The sequence below is a fragment of the Calothrix rhizosoleniae SC01 genome (genome assembly GCF_900185595.1).
In the GTDB taxonomy this organism is placed as follows: domain Bacteria; phylum Cyanobacteriota; class Cyanobacteriia; order Cyanobacteriales; family Nostocaceae; genus Calothrix_A; species Calothrix_A rhizosoleniae.
In genome coordinates this window covers 1-23,997 of sequence record NZ_FYBH01000385.1, presented here as the reverse complement: position 1 = coordinate 23,997, position 23,997 = coordinate 1, and the positions used below count along the sequence as shown (strand labels likewise).

Genomic DNA, 23,997 nt, shown 5'->3' with positions numbered 1-23,997 from the left:
GTATGCCATTTCACAATAACCAAATTCACAACCAAGCAATAGAAAATAAAATCATATCTGTGAGGAGATAGATTATCATCAGCTCATCAATTATTGTGGAGTTCCATAATGTACGAAAATAAACTTCAAATCGATGAAAGCCTTCTCCAAGAAGCTCTTGCTTTAGGTGAATATAAAAATAGTAATGCGGTGGTTGAAGCTGCTTTGCATGAGTATATTCAACGGCGTAAGCAACTTCAGGTTATGGAACTGTTCGGTACAATTGATTACGACTCCGATTATAACTACAAGCAACAGCGACAAAAAGCATGAGGGTTATTGTTGATACATCCATATGGTCCCTTGCTTTACGCCGAAACACACCAGATGATGCCTTAGATATAATCAATCATTTCCGCGATTTGATTACTGATGGACGAGTTGTTTTATTGGGAGCGATTCGCCAAGAAATTCTTTCCGGTATTCGTCATCTTGAACAATTCACGCGATTGCGAGATCATCTTCGTGCTTTCCCCAATTTAGAACTGAACATAGCAGATTATGAACTAGCTGCTGAATTTTTTAACACCTGTCGTAGTAATGGTGTTCAAGGTTCAAATACAGATTTTTTGATATGTGCAGCAGCAGCAGCCAATCGTAACTACAGCATTTTCACAACAGATAAGGATTTTGAACATTTCCAAACACATATACATATTGTGTTGCTGTGAAGTACCGTCTACTTTCACTGAGTACATAGTTAAAGTTATGATTCCTAATGGTATTGAAAGGAATGCAAGGGATTAAATCAGTGAACAGTAAACAGTAAACAGTTATCAATGGGTATGGTGGGAAACTTAAACCCAAATATCGCAAAACATTAACTGATAACTGATAACTGATAACTGATAACTGTTAACTCCCTTCATAACCTACTGTTGAGGAATCTAAAAATGGCGCGTTTAGCACTGCTGAGTGTATCGAATAAAACTGGTTTAACTGAGCTGGCTCGGAGTTTAGTAGAAGAATTTGGCTTTGATTTAATCAGCAGTGGAGGCACAGCAAAGGTATTAAAAGAGGCGGGATTACCTGTGACAAAAGTTGCAGATTATACAGGTTCTCCAGAAATTTTAGGTGGCAGAGTCAAAACATTGCATCCCCGGATTCATGGGGGAATTTTAGCAAGGCGAGATGAAGCTCAAGATTTGACAGACTTAGCAGATAATCAAATTCGCCCCATAGATTTAGTGGTAGTCAATCTCTATCCTTTTGAGCAAACTATTGCTAAACCAGGAGTTACCTTAGCTGAAGCCGTAGAAAATATTGATATTGGTGGCCCCGCAATGCTGAGAGCTGCGGCCAAAAACTTTGCTCATCTCACGGTTTTGTGCAATCCCAACCAATACGATACATATTTACAGGAATTGCGACAAAATAATGGGGAGCCATCCTGGGAATTTCGCCAACAATGCGCCTTAAAAGGATTTTCCCATACCTCCGCTTATGACCAAGCCATAACAGCTTATCTGGCGGAGCAATCAGCCACAGCATCATCTGAATGGGGACTTTCAGGAACCCAGGTACAAACCCTACGCTACGGAGAAAACCCCCATCAAAGTGCTGCTTGGTATCAAACTGGAACAACCCCTAGTGGATGGGCAGCGGCGACCAAATTACAAGGAAAGGAACTCAGTTACAATAACCTGGTAGATTTGGAAGCAGCACGGCGCATCATTGCGGAATTTACAGATGAGCCAGCCGCAGCAGTGCTAAAACATACAAATCCTTGTGGTGTGGCAGTGGATAGTACCTTAGTATCAGCCTATCAAAAAGCTTTCGCTGCGGACTCTGTTTCTGCCTTTGGTGGTATTGTCGCCTTAAATCGTCCCATTGATGCAGATACCGCTACGGAGTTAACTAAAACCTTCTTAGAATGTGTAGTTGCACCAGGTTGTGAAGAATCAGCCAAAGCTATTATCGCCGCCAAATCCAAATTACGGGTCTTAATTTCACCAGATTTGGCAATAGGAACGAAAGAAACAGTAAAAGCGATCGCAGGTGGTTTTCTGGTACAAGCAGCTGATGATTTGGTCACAGATACCAATACATGGCAAATCGTCACCGAGAAAAAACCCAGTGACGAACAGCTAGCAGAATTATTATTTGCGTGGAAAGTTTGCAAGCATGTAAAATCTAATGCCATCGTTGTCACAGGCGATCGCACAACTTTGGGTGTGGGTGCGGGACAAATGAATCGTGTTGGTTCGGTGAAAATCGCCTTAGAACAAGCCGGAGAAAAAGCTCGGGGTGGTTTTCTTGCCAGTGATGGTTTCTTTCCCTTTGATGACTCCGTGAAAACAGCTGCAGCTGCGGGAATTACTGCGATCGTTCAACCAGGGGGAAGTCTACGAGATTCAGACTCCATCAAGGCTGCCAATGAACTTGGTTTAGTTATGGTATTGACTGGAGTACGTCACTTTTTACATTAACTTATTTGAATTGGAATGTTGCACTTGCCAAAGTGTCACTCAATATGCTTCTCCTCTTGGAGGAGCAATGTTAAGTTGTAATTGTGTGTGAGGAGTATCTTGGAAACAGAAAGCACTGGTAGTGGAAACACGGTAACACTAGCCAGTGCTTTTTGATGTTTGTATGGTTCAACTCTCAAGTTATTTTTCCAGTATTGATAAATTTTATAGCACTACGCAATCAGGTTAGAACATTTTTGAACGCTGAAACATATGAGCAGTAAACTTATTACTTATGGTCTGCTGAAAAAGTCTTTTGGTGGGGGTAGGGAGTAGGGAGTAGTTCCAGCCTCTTTATGTCTATTCTTTTTGCCATCAAAAATAACAGATGCAAGGATTTTAAACCTAAAATCCTAATTCCCTTGCACGCCCTTCCCCAATAAAATAGCCTCAAAGCATTGATAAATCAATATTTTTCAGTTATTCAGCAAGCCCTACTTATTACTTATTACTTGCGTGTAGCGCTATATGAAGAAAGGATGATGTACATACAAATATCACCACTGTCCCGAATCATCCTGCTGCTGCAAACCCATCAACTGCCGCCGTATCCTAGCATAATTAAGAATATTAATCCCCAATTCTTGAGCAGTACGAATCATCAATCTGGGTAAACTCAAATCTCTATCTAGTCCCCAAGCTGAACCTAAATCCCCAACTGCTAACACAATTCCTCCGTCTACAAACAGGCGAATTGGTTGTTGATGGATTATTGGTAAAGCTGCGAATAAAAATGGTTGGGTTCTCAAAGGAAAATCCCGTCGCATTTCTTCTAATGGGATTATGGGATGCTCTAATTGTTCGGCTAAACGATGAATGCTATCAATTAAGGGATTTGCATCTGCTGGTGCATCAACTAGCAGCACTCCCCCTGAGTTTAAATAATTTTTAACAGCTCTAAATTGAATATCGTTTAATTCTAATTCTTTTTGACCAGTAATATACAGCAAATCGTATGCTTGGATATTATCCTCCCACCTTACCTGTCCTGGTTCTTCGATTCCTCGAAGATAAGGATATAGTGGTTCTACTGATTGCAGCAAATAAGATAAGTTAAAGAAGTTACGAGAGCAATCATCATCGTTATGGTTTACCTGCGCCATACGGACAATCGATTGGGGACGTGCTTGTGCCCGACGACGGTAACGTAAATCTATATCATTGTAACCAGGAAAGAATACTTCTGCGGATTGAGTAACTGCCGTTTGTCCTGGTTCTAAAAGAATACGACAGATTTCAATTTCGGAAGGTTCTAAAGTAGAATTTCTTTGGTCAATGCGATAAGTTTCTTGAATAATCTCTCTTTGTTGAGAACGTCGCAGTTCATCGGGATCGACATAACTTACTACTAAGTAAACCATGATGGGTTGAGAACTAACGACTTCCAAATCTATGGGAAAGTCATAATGTCTGTTAACAACTATCAGATTACCTGCTACATCTATGGCAATACCAGGTTGAATTTGTACCCATCGCCCATCCCGATATTTTGCTTGTACATTACTCGGCGCAGGGATATCTCGCACTCCCAAACCACAGACAATACCGGGTTGATTTAAACACTGATAGTGGGTATTTTGTCGCAAACGATGGTAATTATGGGCTTTTTGCCAACGTTCGGCGTTAATTAGCAAACCATCACTAGCTTGCAAACGTTCAAAAGGTTGAATTGGTGGTGGAGGAAAAGGATGTGTCATTTCAGTTATCAGTTATCAGTTATCAGTTATCAGTTATCAGTAGGGTAGGTAATGACAGCCTTACCCTTATTTAAGAAGGGGGAAGATATACAATTAACCATTTTCAATAAACAATTCATAACTACAAAAAGCAGGTTTTTCTTGTTCAATAATGCGTCTCATGAGGTTTTCATTAATACTATTGGGTTGCTCGGGACGCAAACGCACGACAAAATGGAATGCACGCCCACCTGCTAAAATAGCACTTCCTAGCTGTGCCTCACCAAGTATAAAACTATCTCCAAATGGCTCAGTAATACTGATATGTTTATCGTTCTCGTTGGGGATATCTTCGTCTAGAGGTAATCCTGTATATAAATGCAGATATAAACGTAACCCTTTACGGGTTCCTCGCCAACGATAAAGTTCTACTGCACGACGAATTAAACGGCGTTGTTGATGGGTATCCCAGGTAGAATCAACTTGCCAAGCAACCCAATAGGCTAAAAATGGTAGTAATTCCTGTGGCGCTGTCAAGGGGTCAAGATTTGCCCACATGGTATTAAAGCTATCAATTACTGGTTGATATGCTTCTTCAAATATCTTCATGAAGCGACCAATAAAGTCTACTTCTCGATATAAAACTGGTAAAAATTCTAAGTATTTACACCAAGGGCGGATGTGTAAACCAAACTGTTTGCTATGATAAACTTGTTCTCTATCTGTGTCTGGGTGAAGGTGGAGAGTAACAAAACTCCGGAAGTCTAATTTTAATCTGTCTTTTTTACCAGGGATGATTGCTTGTTGATCTTCAAAAAAGGTTTTGGGAATTCGGAAATAAAGGACAGCATCCATCCTTCCTCTAGGGGGTATGTCGTTACCTTCTGTACCTATTTGACACCATTCCGTAGGGAAATCCCCGTCTACTTTTAAATTCAGCCTGAGGGGAATGTCTCCTAAATTTTGAATACATACAATCATCTCGCTTGGTTGTCCGGGATTCAACAGCAAGCCAGAACTTAAACTATCTATACTTTCTGGTTCTGTAAGTTTTAAACCCGCCCCTGGTAAAGCTTCTGGAATCTGCATTGGGGTGAGTTCGATGTGTATGGGAGGACTTGAACGACTTTGAACCATTGTCAGTTACCAGTTAACAGTTAGCAGTTATCAGTTAAAAATATAGGCATTGCATAATTGCGGGATGATTTTGTTAGAGAGGATTAACCATAATCCCCCACCAATTATCCTTCTTCTTTCTTCCTTCGTTAACGATTGACAACGTTGATTACATGACCGGAACGAATGTTAATATCGTCCCAGGAACAAATTAAACCTTGAACACCCGGATCTATTAATGGTTCTGGTGCTGACTGTCTTTCCCAAGTGTCTCCTTGTTTGCGGATGGGAAAGAGTAAGATTGCACCCAGATAGCGTACACCAGGAAATTTTTGCAGTAGGGCAATAATATCGGAATTATACACTGGTCTGCCAAATTCCCACCCTTGACCTGATAAACCGCCTGTGAAGGGGTTTAAATATTTATACAGGGCTATTTTGAGATTCTGGATAATTTCTTGTTGAGCTAAGGGATTTTGGTAAGCTGGTTCTAGGGCAATTTCGGTCTGTACGGAAACTCCTACATATTCTGGCTGTTCTAGATATACTTGGACTCCTAATACACGTCTTTCATCTAAGTAATTTAATACTTGTTCTTCTAATGCTCGATTAAGGATCATCTGTTCTGGAGATAACCCTTCTCCACGAGTAATGCCATCTGTATTAACTTGGGGAACAACTAGCAAACCAACTGTTCCAGCTTGTCTATTAAAACCTTCTGGTAAACAACGAACCCTGGCGATTCCCCCTTGACTACCTTTTCGCGCTAATACTTCAAAGTCTTCTGGTGTAACTGCGCGATCGCGGGTACGGAGTATGCTAGGTGCTCTTAATACTGCTTGTTCTAAGGATTCAGCATCGGTTCCGTTAGCTGCTGGTTTATGGTTGATAACCTGAGCAATATAGGGAACAGCTGATTTCAACGATTGCAGGGTGTAACTTTGGACGTTACCTTGTTTACCACCTCCCGTACGGTAAGCAACTATTTTTATTTCTGAACCCCGTGGAGGAACTGCACCATATTGGTGTTCGAGATGGCTGTGTTCCATGTCGCCAATTTGTACCACCGTATCCTCTGGTTTGGGTTGTTGGATGCGGGAACGAACTTGTGTTTCTTGTTTGAGTTTTCCTGGTTCCCGAATCAAGGGACCAAATTGAACTGTTCCCGTCACGGAGTTGATTGTGTAGTGCAGGCTTTCGGAGGTAGAATCAGCAAAGTCTGTGACTTCTTGCCATTTTTGCGGTAAACCACCAGGGGGGATAACAATAATATACTCATTTTCCCGACGTTCTAAGATGGGTGGTTGTTGTAGTTGAAAAGTTTGCCCTGGTTTGCCGTCACTAATTCCCAAACGTTCATCTTGAATTAGGGTGCTGTGACTAGCTCTGACAGTACCACCGACTGAACGGACTGCTATACCAGTAATTCGTGGAGGGCGGCTGTAGCCAAAGTCATTATCTGGTTCCGTATAAATACAGCGCAGCCAGCGACCGCGATATGATGTAAATGCAACTACAGGCCAAGTTTCGGGTAAATGCAGGCGTACCTCTGTACCTTGATTAGGATTTTTACCTTCTTGGGCTAGCTCATAGAAACTGAAACCCTTGGTTTTATCATCTTTTTCGGTGAGTAAAACTGGTTGCCATGTTTCTCCATTCCAAGCTTCCCAATTCCGGGGTGGTTGGTTGGGATTGATACCAGTTGGAGTTGCCACAGCACCTTGGAAAACCACTTCTAAAACGTTACCATCAAGGGGTTCATCGGAATGTATGGTTAAGTAAAAACAGTTACCAGGTTGTGGCTCTTCTGCAAATATAGCTTGTTCGCTGCCTTCCCAGTTACCATCAGGTTGACGAGTCCATAAACTTGTAATTCTTTCCCGCAGAGATTGAGGTATCTCTTCCACGGTTTGAGCTGTGAGGACGTGTTGTAAACGGGGTTTACCAATTATCAGGGGAGAGTCAGTACTAAAAGCGATCGCTTCTGTGTTTTCGGTTCTGATGGTAGCAACTTCTACCCCAGGGGGAATAGTATAGGCTTCAGGTAAATCGGAGCTTAAATAAAAGGTTAATTCTGTACGTGCTGGTGCGGGAGGCTGGAGACGAACCCCCAACAATTCTAAAAAAGCTATGTAATTCTTACGAGGTACTTGGTTAAATCGGAGTAACATTTGGTCAGTTAACCAAGCAAATAATTCAATTAAAGTAACTCCAGGATCGCTCAGATTATGGTCTGTCCACTCGGGACAGTAGCGAGGAATCCGCATCATGCACTCCTCTACCAAATCATCGAACCTGCGATCGTCGAGATTGGGAGAAGGCAATTCTGGTAAAAAATCAAACTTCACCATTATTCTGTAGTACTAAGTAAATAAAAGGGATAAACAAAACTATGAATATCGTGACGATTTTTAAGTCGATAATTAATAATGATTCTGACTCTACCTTGTATGGGATCTGGTTCGGTAAGTACTTCGTCAATCAGAATACGTGGTTCCCAAACTTCTAAAGCCTCTAAAACATATATGCGAATCAGTAATAAAGTTTCGCTGTTCATGGGAGAAAATACTAACTCCGATAAACGGGAGCCAAATGATGGACGATAAACTCTTTCCCCCACCCCTGTACGAAGAATAATCCAGATGGACTCTTCAACTTTTTTTGCTTCACTACTGAGTTGCATTCCCCCTTGCAAACTCATACGTAGGGGGAAACTCCAACCAGTTCCTAAATATGGTCTTTCTTGAGTATCATACTGTCCCGCCATGAAAGCAGTCCTTGGCATTTTGTAGTCTTATATATAAAGATATGCCTAGGATGGATTTAAGTTTATTCGCCAAAAGTCGAGATTTTATTTAGCGATCGCTAGTTTAGATATTGTGTCTCTACAAATGATGTGCATCCCAGTTTTTTACATTCCCACTGGCTGCAAGCCTGACTGATAACTTGCAGCAATTTCGTGTAGCCCATATTACCCCATTTCTCTAAATCCTGGCTACAGATAATTCTCCCCCTGCTCCCTGCCCCCTGCCCCCTGCCTTATGTGTCCCCTGCCTTATGCAAACGATAATTTTTTACGCCGTCCTACTTATGTGGGATAAATCATCAAAAATATTAGACCTTAGTCTATAATCCTTTCCTCGCCTAAATCTGTATACTCATGGTCAAGGAGATTCTAGTATAGGAGTTTACCTGAGATTACTGATGCACAAAGGTGGATTCAGATGAGCGATCGTAAACAAGTTTCCCGCAAAAAAACAACAGCATCAAACTTTAGCAATCTGTCTTTAGCAGCGAATATTCCCAGTTTGGCTACCCCAACCCGTAGTTTTGGTGTGGAATCGAATCATACCACACCTCAAACAGTACAACTTGACACCTCTCAGAAACAAGAGCTTACTGTTGAACAGCAGGAAAATCAAGAAAATATAAGTTTAAAAGAATCAGCTAAAGGATTAGCTTTTGACAGCACTAATTACCTTCAGAATGTTAGTTCTCGTCCCCGACACAGGGTTCATCCCCAAACTATAGATGTATTAGAAATTCAGAAAAAAAGCATTCAACGTCAAGAATTAGAGGATGGGGAAGAAGAACATAAAGAGAACTCTGAGGTTATTCAAACTAAATTAAATGCTTCAGAACTAGGGGGTAAACAAGAAGGTGCATCTATTTGGAATCAAGTTTTTCAAATTCAAAGGAGTGAAGACAGTAAACTAGATAAACCCATTGAAAGTTTTTATTACCTGGAGAAAGCTTCGATTTTTCGTCCCCAAGAAACTATTCAACGTCAAGATACCGACTCCTTACCAGAACCACCCAATTATCAACTAACAACTCCCTCACTATTACAACCACCAGAACCATCCTCTCGTTACAGTCTTGGTGGGGATTTTCAACTAGAAATTGACCCAGAAACTTTAGCAATGGCTCAACTGTTCGTCCAGCAGCAAATGCAACCAGCAGCAATCAGAGCATATCTTGCTCAAGTCAATCTGAATGTCACAAGTTTACCACCTTCCGAAGCAACTACACCCGAATACTTTTCATCAACTCCCACACTTCAATCCCCACCTATAGTTCCAGCAGGTGAAGGTCCCGACACCCCAGATGAAGCAACTGAAGAAGATTTGAGGAGAGCAATTTTAGCAATACCAGCATTAGATTCTGCAATTGCTAGTTTGCAAACTCAGATACTGGAACAATTAAGTACAAATTGGAGAGCAAGCAGTACCGGAGAACAAGTAGGTGTAGTCAGTTCTGTTGTAGTACTTATTGGTAGTATGTTAGCAGCAATTATACCCAATCGCAGAGCAAGAGAATTTACACTCAGTCAACTCAACGGATCTACAATACCAGTACCTGAATTAAATTGGCTGCATCTAGAAATGAATACTGAAAATGATAGTCTCATGGTGGGATTACACGTAGATGTTGGTCGTTTACTTCCTTCAGATTGGGGATTTGGGTCATCTTCTCCAGAAGCAATGGGTGGTCCTCCATCTCCGGAAACTTTTGTACCAGGTCAATCAATACAACCCAAGGAATTAGATGGAATAATTCAAGCTAAGTGTAGTGAGTGTGAAAGGGAAGAACAGGAAGAAGGGGAGTTTGTTCAAGCTAAATTAACTGTGGGGGAACCAGAGGATAAATACGAACAAGAAGCAGATGCAGTTGCTGCAAAAGTAGTAGAGCAAATTAACTCACCATCATCTGAGCAAACCGTACAAGGTAAGGTTGAGCCAGTTGTAACTCAGGTTATGCGTCAAGGTGGTTTTGGTGGAGGAACTGTTAATCAAGATGTAGAGCAAAATATCCAACAAGCGCGGGGTGGCGGACAGGGTTTAGCTGATAATGCTCGAGAGCCTATGGAGCAAGCCTTTGGGGCTGATTTTAGTGGTGTGAAAGTGCATACTGGTGGGCAAGCAGATGTGTTAAATAGTTCATTAAATGCTCGTGCTTTTACTACCGGGCAGGATATCTTTTTTAAGCAGGGAGAATATCAGCCAGGGAGTAAGCAGGGACAGGAGTTGTTGGCGCATGAGTTGACTCATGTGGTGCAACAGAATGGAAGTCAGATATTTCCTTTGCTACAAAGACAACCAGAAAATACATCATCATCAATTACTAGAAGAGCACGACGTTCCTTAGAGCGCGGAGACGATTACTTCATCAATCAAAGAGATATCTTAGTTTCATTGGCACCTAACTTTCGGGAATTTAGAGCAAACGTGGCTCATGCATTACGACGCTTTATTGTTTACAGAACTGATGGTGGTAACTTTGCAACTCAGATGATAAGTATGTTTCCTGATTTAGAAGAAATATACAATGGTTTCCGCTTACAAGGAATACAGCTTAACACTAGAGTTCGTATCCGAGCTTCTATTATGAGGCGTGAAGATTCTCAGCCTACGGGACGTTGGATCATGGCAATACGCTTTTCCACTCCAGACCATTTTGAGATGGATAGGGAAGTTGTAGAAGGTGAAGGTCCTACCCCTCAAGAAAGGACTAGGCGTGTTATCGAGCAAGCTAGACCCTTGATTTCCCAAATTGGAGGAGAAGCAGCTGAATCAATGTTGTGTCTTTTTAATCTAGTCGAACGGGTTGGTTATCCAGGTTGGATGGATTTGTACTATCTAGACCATAGGCATATTGCTCGGTTCATAGATATGAGCAATGAGCAACAAGGAGAAGAACTTTCTAATGGTATCCCTCCAGCAAGATATAAGGCTTATCCAATACGTCAAATTGCTTATCAGATTTCTCAACCTGCTAGCAATGAAGCAATGCTTAACCTACTACGCCAGATATGGCACTCCATACATCATTCCACCTGGCTATTTTCAAGAGCTCTTGCAAGTGGTTCTAACACATATGGACACAACTTCTACAGACTGAAAGATTGGATCGCGGAGCAGCAAAGAAATCCTTTATCTCCCTATTCTTGCTCTAGTTCATAGCGACTGTAGTCAAGGGGTTTGATTAATCTTTCTCTTTGTGCGCTCCCTGGACATTGGTTGTTGTAAAGGATTTGATTCACCAGCAGGTAATTGTAGTTGGGAAGGTAAGTGTTGGATAACAAACTTTTTGACACCGAGATAAACTAAGTCATTCTTTTGAGGCTTGGCAATAGAATTGTGAGCAATCTCTAGTGCCGCTTTGCAGAAGTCAAAAGTCAAAAGTCAAAAAAATTGTGTTCTCTAGCTTTGACTTGCACATCAAATGTTGTACCTGGTTCCCACCAACCAGGGTAGTAATAAAATTCTCCTGCTTCATTTAAACCTATTAGCTTGATTAAACTTTTCTCTTAAAATAGCTTCCACTTCTATTTCAGGATTTTCCAAATCGAAAGGATAAGGTTGAAGGTTAGCAGGATTACGACGACTCATAAGAACTTGCAATGCAGCTCGAAAGGCTTCAGTATCATTGCGATGTTCAGAAATATATTTTTTTAGTTCCGTATTGGTCATCGACGACAAATTTGGTTTCATATGACAAACTCCCAACTCCCATCTTCATCAATTACAAGTGCTATTTCATCATTTATCCCAGCCTGCATATAAATTGTCTTAAAAACCCTATCGTAACGAAAAACTTGAATTGGCTGGTATAAGTTGGAAAGCAACTGACAAAGAAAGATTGCGGTTTCTAGCTGTTTTTGTGTTGGCAAGTTGCAAATCCCAGATGTACAACAAGTGTAGCGTATCAGGAATTGGGGCGGAGTAAATCCATTTCTACGGAATCATGTGTCCCATTCTTGTCTCAAATCGGATTCCTACATCAAATAAAATTCAAACAGCTAAAAATATCTTCTACAGATAATTGCCAATTTTCTAATACATGGAGAACGGGTAAATAATCTTTTCCTTGTTTAATTTCAGGTAATTGATTGGGCTGAAAAACCATTATGGATTCGTCCTCAGAGTCCAGAAACCAACCTAACTTTGCACCATTTTGGATCGAAAATGTGATTTTACGGATAACTCGGTTAGGGGATTGTTCTGGAGAAAGAATTTCAATAATCCAATCAGGAGAAATTGCAAATTTGTTGGCAATTCTTCCATTTGGACGTAAAGGAATACGAGACTATTCAAAAACAGCCACGTCTGGAACTAATGACATTCCCCCAAATGTACAGCGTAACTCTGGAAAAGCATAAGCTAATTTTCCAGGTTTAGCCATCTCATTAATACTAGTTACCAAAAAACTTTGTAAGGTACTGTGTTCTCCCTGTGGCATTTGTTTTTGGTAGATTTGACCATCAAGATATTCCCTAGCTGGCTGAGTTTCCGGTAGTTGCAAAAACTCTTCTAAAGAAAGATTGGCAGGTAACTGAGGAGATAAGGTCATAAATAATTACTCCATCCCTTGCATAATTCTATTATCTGCAAAAAATTTTGCCTAAACTAGATCACCACCCATCTCACCCAAGGATTATGAACGATAAACCTTCGAAATATCTGAGTCTTAACGGATACACCGTGCATTTCTTTATAAGCTAACCCACAGCTTTCACAATCCAAAATGGTATGACCAAAAGAAGCAGAGGGCAGGTAGGGGAGTGTGGGAGGTGTGGGGAGAATAAAGAAGTAATAAGCTTTTTGCCTTCCCCTCTTTCTCTCTTTCTGTCTTTCTCTCTTTCCCTCTTTCTCTCTCCCTCGTCTCCCCTGCTCCCTGCTCCCTGCTCCCCTGCCTCCTCGTGACCCCAGAATTTTTGCTAAAAAAATATATCACTCAGGGAAATAACCGGGATAATAAAACATAATTATTTTGTTCGCACCGAATTATTGGCATTATTAGCCACAAGCATTGAGACTAGGTGAGAGCTAATATCACTCAACATAATATCCCTAATGAAGACAGAACAAACCTTAGATAATAACAACACTCCCCAAACAATCCGTATTGGTGTTTTAGGTTTTGGTGGACTCGGACAAGCCGCAGCCAGAGTCATAGCACCAAAACGGGAAATGATTTTAGTCGCAGCCGCAGATAAAGGAGGCTATGCATACTCCGTTGAAGGTTTAGACGTACAAGCATCCATTAAAGCCTACCAATCTCAAGGTTCTGTCGGCTATTTAGAGCCAGCAGGTACCATCAGTAACAATAGCATTGAGGATTTACTTGCTAGCAATCATCCAGTAGATGGCTATTTTCTGGCTTTACCCAACTTACCCAATGATTTTATTGCTTCTGTTACCAAGCAATTTATCCAATCTGGCTGGCGTGGAGTATTAGTAGATGCAATTAAACGCACCAGTGCAGTAGAACAACTACTGGCAATGAAAGCAGAATTACAATCTGCGGGAATTACTTACATGAGTGGGTGTGGTGCGACACCAGGATTGTTAACTGCTGCTGCCGCCATCGCTGCCCAAAGCTATGCCGAAATTCATCAAGTCAAAATTACCTTTGGGGTGGGTATTGCCAACTGGGAAGCCTACCGCGCCACCATCCGGGAAGATATAGCCCATATGCCTGGTTACACAGTAGATAGTGCCAGAACCATGACAGATGAAGAAGTGGAAGCACTGCTAGACAAAACCAACGGTGTATTAACCTTAGAAAATATGGAACACGCCGATGATGTGATGTTAGAACTAGCAGGGATTTGCGATCGCGATCGCGTCATCGTCGGTGGTGTCGTTGATACCCGTAATCCGAAAAAACCCCTGAGTACTAACGTGCAAATTACTGGTCGTACCTTTGAAGGTAAAATTTCCACCCATACCTTTACCTTAGGGGATGAAACCAGTATGGCAGCCAACGTTTGTGGGCCAGCCTTTGGTTATCTCAAAGCAGGTGTAAAACTACATCAACAAGGCATTCATGGCTTATTTACCGCCGCCGAAATCATGCCTTTGTTTGTCAAATAAGGGAATAGCAAAAAGTCAAAAGTTAATCCAGGAGTATGTCATAAAAAGGCAGGGGAGCAGGGAGAGGGGGAAGAGAGGGAAAGAGGGAAAGAGAGAAAGAGGGGAAGGCAAAAAGCTTATTACTTCTTTATTCTCCCCACACCTCCCACACTCCCCACACTCCCCTACCTGCTAAGAGTACCTTTCCTCCTGCTTCTTCTGATCACAAAGTGGGTGGAATTTCTGAGGAAAAAGTTTCCATTTTACTCTCATCCACAAGTAAAGTTGGAGTTTGAATGACAAAAGGGATTTCCGCACCCATCAGCCCGTGTTTAATTCTTTCCGGTGTCTCTGGAAAAACCACAAACAAAGGGTATACACTACTAGTCCCCTCGCTCAAAATATGATGATGGCGAGGGGGCATCAACCATTCATAATCCTTATCCAGCATCACTTGGGTTTTTCGCCAACGTCTCAAGCAATCAGAAAAATCTTCCTGAGGACGGTGAATAAAGAGCAAGATTTCTACTCCGGTTTTAATTTTCCATTCCGGATCACACATTAAAATTGCTAAATCACAAGGTAAATAAGTTACTTCCTTATCCGGAGAATAACGCAGACGAATTATTGGTAATGGAATCGCAATTACACTTTCATCTGGACGACGTAAGCTAGGAATCATTTCCAAATAAGGGCGATGCTGCTTTAATAAAGCGATCGCTTCTAAATGATTACTATATAAAGATAAGCTAGCTTCATATTGAGATTTTTGTACGGGCATTGTGAAAATTTTTTAGTATGGGCACCTGTATTTATACCAATTCTCCAAAATAAAGCTACACATGGACAGCAGGGGGCAGGGAGCAGGGAGCAGGGGGAGAATTATCTGTAGCCAGGATTTAGAGAAATGGTATTAGAACACGCAGCAAGATTTACATTTACAGCCTACCAAAGCACCTTAGGACATTTTTGAATCCTGAAACCGATGAACAGTAAACTTATTACTTATTACTTATTACTTGATTACTTGCGCTATACCCATCTATCCCAGTGTTTCAAACACCTTAAACATGGGTAGATACATTGCCAGCAAAATAGTACCAACCATACCCCCCAGGATTACAATCATAATCGGTTCCAAAATGCTAGTTAGGGCTTTAACTGCTTGTTCCACTTCATCTTCATAGAAATCAGCAACTTTCATTAACATGGCATCTAGTTCACCAGTTTCTTCACCAATACTAATCATTTGAATTGCCATTGGTGGAAATACTTCGTACTTTTGTAATGCCAGACTAATTATCCCTCCTTGTTGTACCTCCTCTTTGGCTGAATCAATGGCATTGGCGACTACTTGATTACCGGAAGTATCTCGGACAATTTCTAGGGAAGTTAATATCGGTACCCCCGAACGAGTCAAAGAACCAAAAGTACGGCTAAAGCGAGCAACTGATGATTTTTGGATCAAGTCACCAAATATAGGCATTTTCAAAGACAAGCGATCTATGGTTTGTTTACCTACTTCTGTTTTGTAATACTGTTTGTAGGCAAACACCAATGCCACAAAACCACCTATCACAACAAGTAGCCAATAACTTCTTAACAGTTTACTTGCTGCCATGAGGAACTGTGTTAAAGCAGGTAATTCCACACCAATATCTTCAAAAATATTGGCAAAAATAGGGATGAGAAATATTGTCATCCCCAAAAAAATGGCAACTGCAATAAAACCAACCACTACAGGATAGGAAAGGGCTGATTTAATTTGGTTTTGTAAGCGAGCAACATCTTCTAACAACTTCGCTAAGCGATTCAATACCTCATCCAAAACACCACCAACTTCTCCAGCTTGAACCATACTCACATACAAGCCATCAAAACAGTCAGGATGTTTCCGCATAGCATCAGACAAATTCACACCATTTTGCACCTCACCACTAATCTCTAACAAGGCTTGTTTCAGCTTCGGATTTTCACACTGTTCAGATAATACTCCTAGGCTACGTACAATTGCCACACCAGCATTTATCAAAGCTGCAAATTGCCGCGAAAATACAGCCTTATCTTTAATTGTTACCTTAACTAACGATGTCTGAAATTTTTTAAAATTGAAATCAGATAAACCTTGAGATTTTTTCAAATCTTGGATAACAAAACCTTGTTCCCGGAGATTAGTACGAGCTTCTTTTAAGGTTTCTGCAATAACTTTTTCCGTTTTGGAATTTCCCTGTGAGTCTCTAATACGAGCGACGAAAGTTGGCATAGAGCAAATAATTGTAAATTCACAATAAAAGATTAATATTTGTAATATTTGTAATAGATAATCGTCATATTACCTATTACTTATTAATTATTAACGTGCTTTCATAGCAGCTTTTCCTGGCGCAGCTTGTTTACTCGTAGCACCTATTAGACGCTGAATTTCATCTGGTTTAGAAGTTTTGGAAATAGCTGCTTCAAAAGAGATCTCTCCTTTCTTATATAAATCTGCCAAAACCTTCTCTAAGGTTTGCATTCCTAATTTTCCTCCAGTTTGAATCGCAGAATAAATTTGAGATGTTTTACCTTCACGAATTAGGTTAGAAATAGCAGGAGTAATGACCATAATTTCTTGCGCCATCACCCGACCAAATTCACCGGGCTTTGGGTTTTTCCTCGGGACTAAAGTTTGGCTAAATACAGCTACCAAAGAGTTAGACAACTGTACTCTGACTTGTTGTTGCCTTTCTGATGGAAAAACATCGATAATTCTGTCCACCGTCTGTGAAGCAGAGCTAGTATGCAAAGTTCCAAAGACTAAATGTCCGGTTTCCGCCGCACTAATTGCCAAAGAAATTGTTTCTAAATCCCGCATTTCTCCTACCAGAATAATATCTGGATCTTCCCGTAAAGCAGCTTTTAAAGCATTCGCAAAACTTTTTGTATCTTCACCCAATTGTCGCTGATGGACTAAACTTTTAATTGATTCATAAACAAATTCAATGGGATCTTCTACTGTTAAAATATGCTCGGCACGGGTTCTATTAATTAAGTCAATCATTGCTGCCAAGGTAGTTGTTTTCCCAGAACCAGTAGGGCCCGTCACCAAAATTAATCCCCTTGGTTTTTCGGACATTTCCCGAACTACATCAGGCAAACCTAATTTTTCAAAGTTAGGTATTTTAGAACTTAATGCTCGCAAACAAGCAGCATAGGAACCACGATCTTTATAAACATTGACTCGGAAACGTGCCAACCCCTTCACCCCATAGGAACAATCTAATTCCCAAGTTTGCTCTAATGTTTTACGCTGGTTATTATTGAGCATACTAAAAATTAGTCGCTGACACTGATCTGGAGATAGTGAATCATCGCCAATGGGAGTGAGTTTACCACTGATACGGAAATAAGGAGGTAAACCAGCAGATAGATGCAAATCTGACCCTCCCATTTCAATCATTTGCTCCATTAAATCTTCAATCATCATTTCCATAGTTGCATCTCCTATTTTATTAACTATTAGTTATTGGCAATTTATATCTTGAGATAATTAGTATTGGGAGTTATACCATTTTTGATTTGAAATTTTGGATTTTATCAGAGTCGCTGTATAATTTTTTAACTTCTATCTATGGCAATCATGCTGCCAATTGGTATTACTTTTTTGTTACTACTAACCAGTAACAAAAATCTCCTAACTAATTATTGAAAACGCGGTGTCATACAGTAAGGACAATCCAGCCACTCTGGTTGTAATGTAGCCTCACAAGTTTCACAAGTAAGACTACTTTTACGTTTAGCTTTTAACTCAGCTTCCAAACCTGTGTCAGTGAAAGTAACCCGTTCTACTTCCTCCAGGGTGGTGACTCCTTGACGTACCAAGTCCAAACTGTACGCCAGCAATGTTTTCATCCCTTCCTCCACAGCAACTTCCTTGATCCTTTCTGTGGGTGCTTCTTCATTAATCAAGGTTTGTAGATTTTCGGTAATCTGCATCACTTCATACACACCACAGCGTCCTTTGTAGCCCACGCCACCGCATTTCTGGCAAACGTGACCATTCGCTGCTTGGATCTCTTCCGGTGTGAGTGTATTAGCTTTGTAGAACGTTAATTCCAAATCCTGGGAAGCAGATAAACCAAAACGAGCCAATTCCTCCTGTGTGGGATTGTAAGCAATACGACATTCAGAACAAACACGGCGCATCAAACGTTGTGCCAATACACCAATAAGAGAACTGGAAACCATAAAAGGTTCAATACCCATTTCTCCCAAACGAGCAATGGCACCAGGAGCATCGTTAGTGTGTAAAGTTGTTAATACTAAGTGACCAGTTAATGCTGCCTCAATCGCCGTTTTTGCTGTTTCCTTATCTCGCGTTTCACCCACTAGCAACACATCTGGATCTTGTCGCAAAAAGGCTCGTAATGCTGTACTAAAATCTAGACCTTTTTCCCGAATTACCTGTACTTGGTTAATTCCTGGCAAACTATATTCAATCGGGTCTTCTACCGTACTAATATTAATTCCAGGATCATTCTTTTCTGACAATGCCGAATACAAAGAGGTGGTTTTACCAGAACCAGTAGGTCCAGTTACCAAAATTAGACCAAAAGGACGAGACACCATCTCCTTGACAATAGATAAGGTTTCTGGGTCAGTAATTAACATATCCAAACCTAATTGAGTGGAAGAGTTATCTAAAATCCGCAGACAAACCTTTTCTCCGTAACGGCTAGGTAAAGTATTTACCCGAAAGTCAACCTTTCTTCCTTCAAATAACCGACGAATACGTCCATCTTGGGGTAATCGCCGCTCGGCAATATCCAAGTTGGCAATGATTTTAAATCGTGCCGTCACCGCAGGAATAATTTTTTTGGGTAGAGGGTCAAAAGCCTCACGCAATAAACCGTCCTTACGAAAGCGAATACGTAAGTTTTCTTCCTGGGGTTCAATGTGAATATCGGAAGTTCCGTCATGGAGTGCTTTAGCCAGAATTTTATTTACCAGATTAATTACCGGGGCATCCTCAGCACTTTTCATAGCTGCCCCTAAATCATCCTCGGATTCGTCTGGGGCTTCATCAAGATCTAAATCATCAAGATTTTCTAGATCCTGATTAATATCTGTATATTTGTCCTGTTCTAGCTGCTTTTGACGACTTGCTAAATCATCCAAATATTGATTAATTAGATTTTGGTAATCTTCCTGGGTAATTACCATGCGCTTTAATGACAATCCTTGGGGACGCAAAATACGGTTTAAGTCATCTGACGCTTCTAAGTTATCCGGAGCCACCATTGCCACTAGTACAAAGGGTGGGTTTTCCTCTTCATGCTTGGATAATGGCACTAAATGATGGCGACGGCAAATGTCCACCGGAATCAAATTCTCAATTAACTCAGCGACCATAGAGGTGCCAATTGAATTCACTTCCGGATCTAAACAGTCCACACCGTAGAGTATTTTCAGCTCAAACAGTTGTTGCTTTTTGTACTGTCTGAGTAATTCTGGAGAGAGTTGTTGTCCGGTTATGGATTCCAGTACTTCTGTGAGGGGACGACCAGATTTGCGGCTTTCGATTAGTGCTTGTCGCATTTGATCGTTGTTGACATAGCCAGATTGAACTAGCTTATTGCCAAAGGGTGAAAATTCTGCCCTTGTAGTTAGAGCGGTACTACGCCTAGGTGATGACGAGTAGGTCATAAAATATATGAATAATGATCAAGGAAAACTCTAATTAGAGTATTCCCCAGCTTTGGTCAAGAATTTTCATATACACTAATGAAATTGAATTTAAAAGTAAGTTGATTACCAGCTCCAATTATGGGAAGCTACCCTGAAAATGCAGGGAAAACCCTCTAGAAGTGTTAAAGCTGATGTGTTCAGTATTTGTCACAATAGAGAACGATGTTATAAATTCCGGGAAAATATTAGCAATGACAATGTACATCTGCCTCAGCGCCAATAGAACCTGGAACTACAGTTTCTATCTGATGATGAATAATTGCTATATATTAATGTCTGGAATGATTACATCATTTATGCAAGAAGATCAACAGCTAAACAACATTAGCTAGAAATCGGGTGAAGCAACAGAGGTAAACCAACAAATGACGAGTGAATCCCCATCTCAAATTAATGCCAATGAATTTGGCGAAGATACAACACAAACAGGTGTAGCCCAAAATAATATCGCAGAAAATACAGCTACGCCAAATGGTGACAATGATGTTCCATCTAATAGTGATAACCCTGTTGACTCCTCGAAGTTAGTAGAAATGACTACAGAAATAGAGTCCTTGAAAACCCAATTAGAAGAGCGCAGCAGCCAGTACATGCGGATCGCGGCTGATTTTGAAAATTACCGCAAACGCACACAAAAAGAAAAAGAAGAATTAGATGTGCAAGTTAAGCGCAATACAATTACTGAGCTACTTGCAGTAGTTGATAATTTTGAGCGAGCCAGGGCACAAATTAAACCCCAAAATGATGGGGAATTGAATATTCATAAAAGTTACCAAGGTGTTTATAAATTACTAGTAGATAGCCTAAAACGTTTGGGTGTGGCTCCCATGCGTCCCGAGGGACAACCCTTCGATCCTAATCTTCATGAAGCGGTTATGCGGGAACCTACGGATGAACATCCAGAAGGAACAGTGTTAGAAGAGTTAATACGCGGATATTACTTGGGTGAGCGAGTGCTTCGCCACGCAATGGTTAAAGTCGCTGCTCCACCAGAAGATGCGTCCTCTGTGGAGGAAGAAAGTCAACCTGCTGAAGAGAATGCTTAAATCAGTGAACAGTTAACAGTGAATAGTGTTAATGCAGCTCTTTCCCAAGGGTCGGGAATTTAAACCCAAGCATAAACCCATAACTCTTTACTGATGATTGATAACTGTTAAAAGTACCAAACCAGCCTAAGTTTGTTGTTCTTCACACTTCACGGAAAATCGCCATCCGTCTATGGGACTTGTTGGTGTATATCAATGTCCAATATGAGATTAATTGTCACATCACCAACAAGTCATAAACTGTGGTGGAGTAACACCAGAAACAAACCTACAACTCTCACGTTTTTTGTTTCTGTATTACCAATATCAATGCTTATGAGGTACTCCGCGCTAGATCATATAAGAGAAAAATTCAGTAAAAATACTGATAATTATGGGCAAAGTTATTGGAATCGACCTCGGAACTACGAACAGTTGTGTCGCAATTTTGGAAGCTGGAAAAGCATTAGTTATTTCCAACTCCGAAGGTGGTAGAACTACTCCCAGCATTGTGGGATTTGGTAAAAGTGAGGAACGCTTGGTTGGTCAGCTAGCAAAGCGACAAGCTGTTACTAATGCTGAAAATACAGTTTATAGTATCAAGCGATTTATTGGACGGCGTTGGGAAGACACAGCTATAGAGCGCGATCGCGTTCCCTATAATTGTGTTAAGGGTCGAGATGACACCGTTGATGTGAAAATCCGTGATCGACAATACACACCTCAAGAAATTTCGGCGATGATTCTGCAAAAACTTAAGCAAGATGCCGAAAATTTTTTGGGTGAATCTGTTACGGAAGTGGTAATTACAGTGCCAGCTTATTTTACGGATGCCCAAAGGCAGGCGACTAAAGATGCTGGTACTATTGCAGGGTTAGAAGTTTTACGGATTATTAATGAACCTACGGCTGCAGCTCTGGCGTTTGGTTTGGATAAACAAGATGAAGAACAACTAATTCTGGTTTTTGATCTTGGTGGTGGTACTTTTGATGTATCTGTGCTGCAATTAGGAGATGGGGTATTTGAAGTTAAGGCAACTTGTGGTAACAACGAATTAGGAGGAGATGACTTTGATAACTGCATTGTTCGCTGGATGATTGATAGCTTCCAAAAGCAAGAAAATCTAGACCTAGCTCTTGATAAAATGGCTCTGCAAAGGCTGCGAGAAGCGGCAGAAAAGGCAAAAATTGAACTTTCCACGATGGCGGTAACTTCCATCAATTTGCCGTTTATAACTGCCGATGCTACTGGTCCTAAGCATATGGAAATGGAATTTTCCCGTGCCAAATTTGAAGAACTAACTAGCCATTTAATTGCTGCAACTATTGAACCGATGGTAGTAGCTCTGAAAGAGGCAGAATTAAAACCCCAAGATATAGATCGTATGATTTTGGTGGGCGGTTCCACCCGCATTCCCGCCGTACAAAATGCCTTAGTTAAATTTTTTAATGGTAAAACACCGGATCACTCAGTCAATCCCGATGAAGCTGTAGCACTAGGAGCTGCGATTCAAGCTGGGGTCATGGGTGGAGAGGTTGATAATCTGCTGTTATTGGATGTAACTCCTTTATCTCTAGGGATTGAAACCTTAGGAGAGGTATTTACTAAAATTATTGAACGCAATACCACTATCCCCACCAGCAAGTCCCAAATTTTCTCTACCGCCGTTGATGGACAGTCTTCCGTAGAAATTCATGTTCTTCAAGGAGAACGGGCAATGGCACGGGATAATAAAAGCCTGGGCAAATTTTTTCTCACAGGAATTCCTCCTGCTCCCCGTGGTGTGCCCCAAATTGAAGTTTCTTTTGAAATTGATGTTAACGGTATTATTAAGGTATCCGCAGCCGATAAAGGTACAGGTAAAGAGCAGAGTGTGCAAATTACCAATACGGGTAGTTTAAATGGGAATGACATCGAACGGATGCGCCAGGAAGCAGAAATGTATGCAGAAGAAGATAGACTGCGCCTCAAACGAATTGAAATCAAAAACCAAGCAGATAACTTACTATACAGTTACGAAAATACTTTAAAAGAAAATTCTAATGCGATCGCTGAGGATATGAAAGCCTTAGCAGAGGAAAAAATCGCTCACCTGCAAGCAGCAATGGCTAACTCCAATATTTCCATTGAAGAATTGCAGCAACATTTAGATCAGTTTCAACAGACTTTATTTGCTGTTGGTGCCAATGTTTATAATCGTGCTCAAAACTCCAGTGACAGTAATGACAATATGGAATATACGGAAGTAGATAATGATGACGATGATAATGCTGAAACTGTATCGAGGGAAGAGACAAATGATGACAGTCTTTCATCCGAATTAAACTTTGATTTTGATGAAGATAATACCTTACAAGCTGATTATGAGATTATAGATTAATCATATTGAGAAGAAGCAGAGGGAAAAGGTGCTCTTTGCAGGGGGGAATGCCATTTTTCCCCCTTGGAGCTTAGCTAAACAAGGTTTCAAGGGCTATAAGATTTATCACAGGGAATTTTTAATATTTATATCTGTTAAATAATTGCATCCTGATTATTCTGTGTCACGTTCATAAACACTAATATTAAAGCCCTCATCTTCAGTTGGTGGTTGAAAATAAGAATTGATAGCGTGAAATTCTGCTTCGGTTGTGAAAGCAGTACCAACCTCAAGATTTTTACTGCGTTTTTTCAGCTGAGCTATACAGAGTTCATCACTTGCCTTAATATAATGCAACTCATGGGGAATTTCATTCTCATCAAAAATTTCTTTAAACCAGGCTCTTTGTCCAATCGTATTACCAGAAAAATCTAACACTACAGATAAACCAGATTCGAGAAGTTGCTGTATGTGTGATTTTAATATGTCTTTCAAGCGACGAGAATATTTAATGTAATCATCAATAACTTTGATTTCTTCCGGATATATTTTACTCAGCCATTCATCTTCGGACAGAAGTACAGCGCTATATTCCCTAGCTAACTGAACAGCTTTAGTCGATTTCCCAGAAGCCATCTTTCCGCAAAAAAAATGTAATTTACCCTTGGTTCCCATATATTAGTTTTTGATTATTTTTGTATACAAATTTTAGACAGTACAGTAAGTATA

Annotated in this window: 18 protein-coding genes and 2 pseudogenes; 7 read left to right on the top strand and 13 right to left on the bottom strand. The window is 40.7% G+C overall.

Annotated features, from left to right (window positions below; all coding sequences use genetic code 11):
* Window positions 1-108: 108 nt before the first annotated feature.
* From CALSC_RS23515 to purH, 3 genes are all read left to right on the top strand, one after another.
* Window positions 109-312 (top strand): type II toxin-antitoxin system VapB family antitoxin, encoded by a 204-nt coding sequence (locus CALSC_RS23515; protein ID WP_088243664.1) that lies wholly within the window; start codon window positions 109-111, stop codon window positions 310-312.
* On the top strand, window positions 309-710 hold the full coding sequence (vapC, locus tag CALSC_RS23510; protein WP_088243663.1) for a type II toxin-antitoxin system VapC family toxin: 402 nt from the start codon (window positions 309-311) through the stop codon (window positions 708-710). Before CALSC_RS23515 ends, vapC begins: the two co-directional genes overlap by 4 nt.
* A 222-nt stretch (window positions 711-932) precedes the next feature.
* Complete coding sequence (gene purH / locus CALSC_RS23505; RefSeq protein ID WP_088243662.1) at window positions 933-2,468, top strand: bifunctional phosphoribosylaminoimidazolecarboxamide formyltransferase/IMP cyclohydrolase; 1,536 nt, start codon at window positions 933-935, stop codon at window positions 2,466-2,468.
* A 536-nt stretch (window positions 2,469-3,004) separates the two neighbouring features.
* On the opposite strand, the gene CALSC_RS23500 is transcribed toward purH, so the two are convergent.
* The 4 genes from CALSC_RS23500 to CALSC_RS23485 all read right to left on the bottom strand — a co-directional run bounded on the left by CALSC_RS23500 (window position 3,005) and on the right by CALSC_RS23485 (window position 8,084).
* Entirely contained in the window at window positions 3,005-4,204 is a 1,200-nt protein-coding gene (locus CALSC_RS23500; protein WP_088243661.1) for a DUF4159 domain-containing protein, read from the bottom strand.
* Between the two features lie 93 nt (window positions 4,205-4,297).
* Complete coding sequence (locus CALSC_RS23495) at window positions 4,298-5,320, bottom strand: phage tail protein (protein ID WP_088243660.1); 1,023 nt, start codon at window positions 5,318-5,320, stop codon at window positions 4,298-4,300.
* 128 nt (window positions 5,321-5,448) lie between these two features.
* On the bottom strand, window positions 5,449-7,650 hold the full coding sequence (locus CALSC_RS23490; RefSeq protein ID WP_327331742.1) for a putative baseplate assembly protein: 2,202 nt from the start codon (window positions 7,648-7,650) through the stop codon (window positions 5,449-5,451).
* Entirely contained in the window at window positions 7,650-8,084 is a 435-nt protein-coding gene (locus tag CALSC_RS23485) for a GPW/gp25 family protein (protein WP_235006909.1), read from the bottom strand. The genes CALSC_RS23490 and CALSC_RS23485 overlap by 1 nt, the downstream gene beginning before the upstream one ends.
* A 439-nt stretch (window positions 8,085-8,523) precedes the next feature.
* On the opposite strand from CALSC_RS23485, the gene CALSC_RS23480 reads away from it, so the two are divergent.
* Window positions 8,524-11,262: an eCIS core domain-containing protein gene (locus CALSC_RS23480; RefSeq protein ID WP_088243658.1), complete on the top strand. Its 2,739-nt coding sequence runs from the start codon at window positions 8,524-8,526 to the stop codon at window positions 11,260-11,262.
* A 9-nt stretch (window positions 11,263-11,271) separates the two neighbouring features.
* Here the strand turns inward: CALSC_RS23480 and CALSC_RS23475 are convergent, their stop codons facing one another.
* From CALSC_RS23475 to CALSC_RS23460, 4 genes and pseudogenes are all read right to left on the bottom strand, one after another.
* Window positions 11,272-11,481, bottom strand: a complete 210-nt coding sequence (locus tag CALSC_RS23475; protein ID WP_088243657.1) for a hypothetical protein — start codon at window positions 11,479-11,481, stop codon at window positions 11,272-11,274.
* Between the two features lie 93 nt (window positions 11,482-11,574).
* Window positions 11,575-11,793, bottom strand: a complete 219-nt coding sequence (locus tag CALSC_RS23470) for a DUF6887 family protein (RefSeq protein WP_088243656.1) — start codon at window positions 11,791-11,793, stop codon at window positions 11,575-11,577.
* Window positions 11,790-11,972: a DUF6888 family protein gene (locus tag CALSC_RS23465; RefSeq protein WP_088243655.1), complete on the bottom strand. Its 183-nt coding sequence runs from the start codon at window positions 11,970-11,972 to the stop codon at window positions 11,790-11,792. The genes CALSC_RS23470 and CALSC_RS23465 overlap by 4 nt, the downstream gene beginning before the upstream one ends.
* A gap of 110 nt (window positions 11,973-12,082) precedes the next feature.
* Window positions 12,083-12,652: pseudogene (locus CALSC_RS23460) on the bottom strand (Uma2 family endonuclease).
* A 503-nt stretch (window positions 12,653-13,155) separates the two neighbouring features.
* On the opposite strand from CALSC_RS23460, the gene bioU reads away from it, so the two are divergent.
* A complete protein-coding gene (gene bioU, locus CALSC_RS23455) occupies window positions 13,156-14,178 on the top strand; it encodes a (S)-8-amino-7-oxononanoate synthase BioU (RefSeq protein WP_088243654.1) in 1,023 nt (340 codons plus the stop codon).
* Between the two features lie 202 nt (window positions 14,179-14,380).
* Here bioU and CALSC_RS23450 read toward each other — a convergent pair whose 3' ends face one another.
* The 4 genes from CALSC_RS23450 to CALSC_RS23435 all read right to left on the bottom strand — a co-directional run bounded on the left by CALSC_RS23450 (window position 14,381) and on the right by CALSC_RS23435 (window position 19,842).
* Window positions 14,381-14,938, bottom strand: a complete 558-nt coding sequence (locus CALSC_RS23450) for a hypothetical protein (RefSeq protein WP_088243653.1) — start codon at window positions 14,936-14,938, stop codon at window positions 14,381-14,383.
* Window positions 14,939-15,199: 261 nt separating this feature from the next.
* Complete coding sequence (locus CALSC_RS23445) at window positions 15,200-16,420, bottom strand: type II secretion system F family protein (RefSeq protein WP_088243652.1); 1,221 nt, start codon at window positions 16,418-16,420, stop codon at window positions 15,200-15,202.
* A gap of 90 nt (window positions 16,421-16,510) precedes the next feature.
* The gene (locus tag CALSC_RS23440) at window positions 16,511-17,629 is read right to left on the bottom strand and encodes a type IV pilus twitching motility protein PilT (protein WP_088243651.1); all 1,119 of its coding nucleotides are present in this window, start codon (window positions 17,627-17,629) and stop codon (window positions 16,511-16,513) included.
* Window positions 17,630-17,838: 209 nt separating this feature from the next.
* Window positions 17,839-19,842 carry a GspE/PulE family protein gene (locus CALSC_RS23435; RefSeq protein WP_088243650.1) on the bottom strand — a complete coding sequence of 668 codons (2,004 nt, stop codon included), beginning with the start codon at window positions 19,840-19,842 and terminating at the stop codon, window positions 17,839-17,841.
* Window positions 19,843-20,180: 338 nt separating this feature from the next.
* Here CALSC_RS23435 and grpE point away from each other — a divergent pair.
* Together grpE and dnaK are read left to right on the top strand one after the other, a co-directional pair.
* Window positions 20,181-20,930 (top strand): annotated as a pseudogene (gene grpE / locus CALSC_RS23430) (nucleotide exchange factor GrpE).
* Window positions 20,931-21,303: 373 nt separating this feature from the next.
* Entirely contained in the window at window positions 21,304-23,289 is a 1,986-nt protein-coding gene (gene dnaK / locus CALSC_RS23425; protein ID WP_088243649.1) for a molecular chaperone DnaK, read from the top strand.
* Between the two features lie 153 nt (window positions 23,290-23,442).
* Here dnaK and CALSC_RS23420 read toward each other — a convergent pair whose 3' ends face one another.
* The gene (locus CALSC_RS23420; RefSeq protein ID WP_088243648.1) at window positions 23,443-23,943 is read right to left on the bottom strand and encodes an AAA family ATPase; all 501 of its coding nucleotides are present in this window, start codon (window positions 23,941-23,943) and stop codon (window positions 23,443-23,445) included.
* Window positions 23,944-23,997 lie beyond the last annotated feature (54 nt).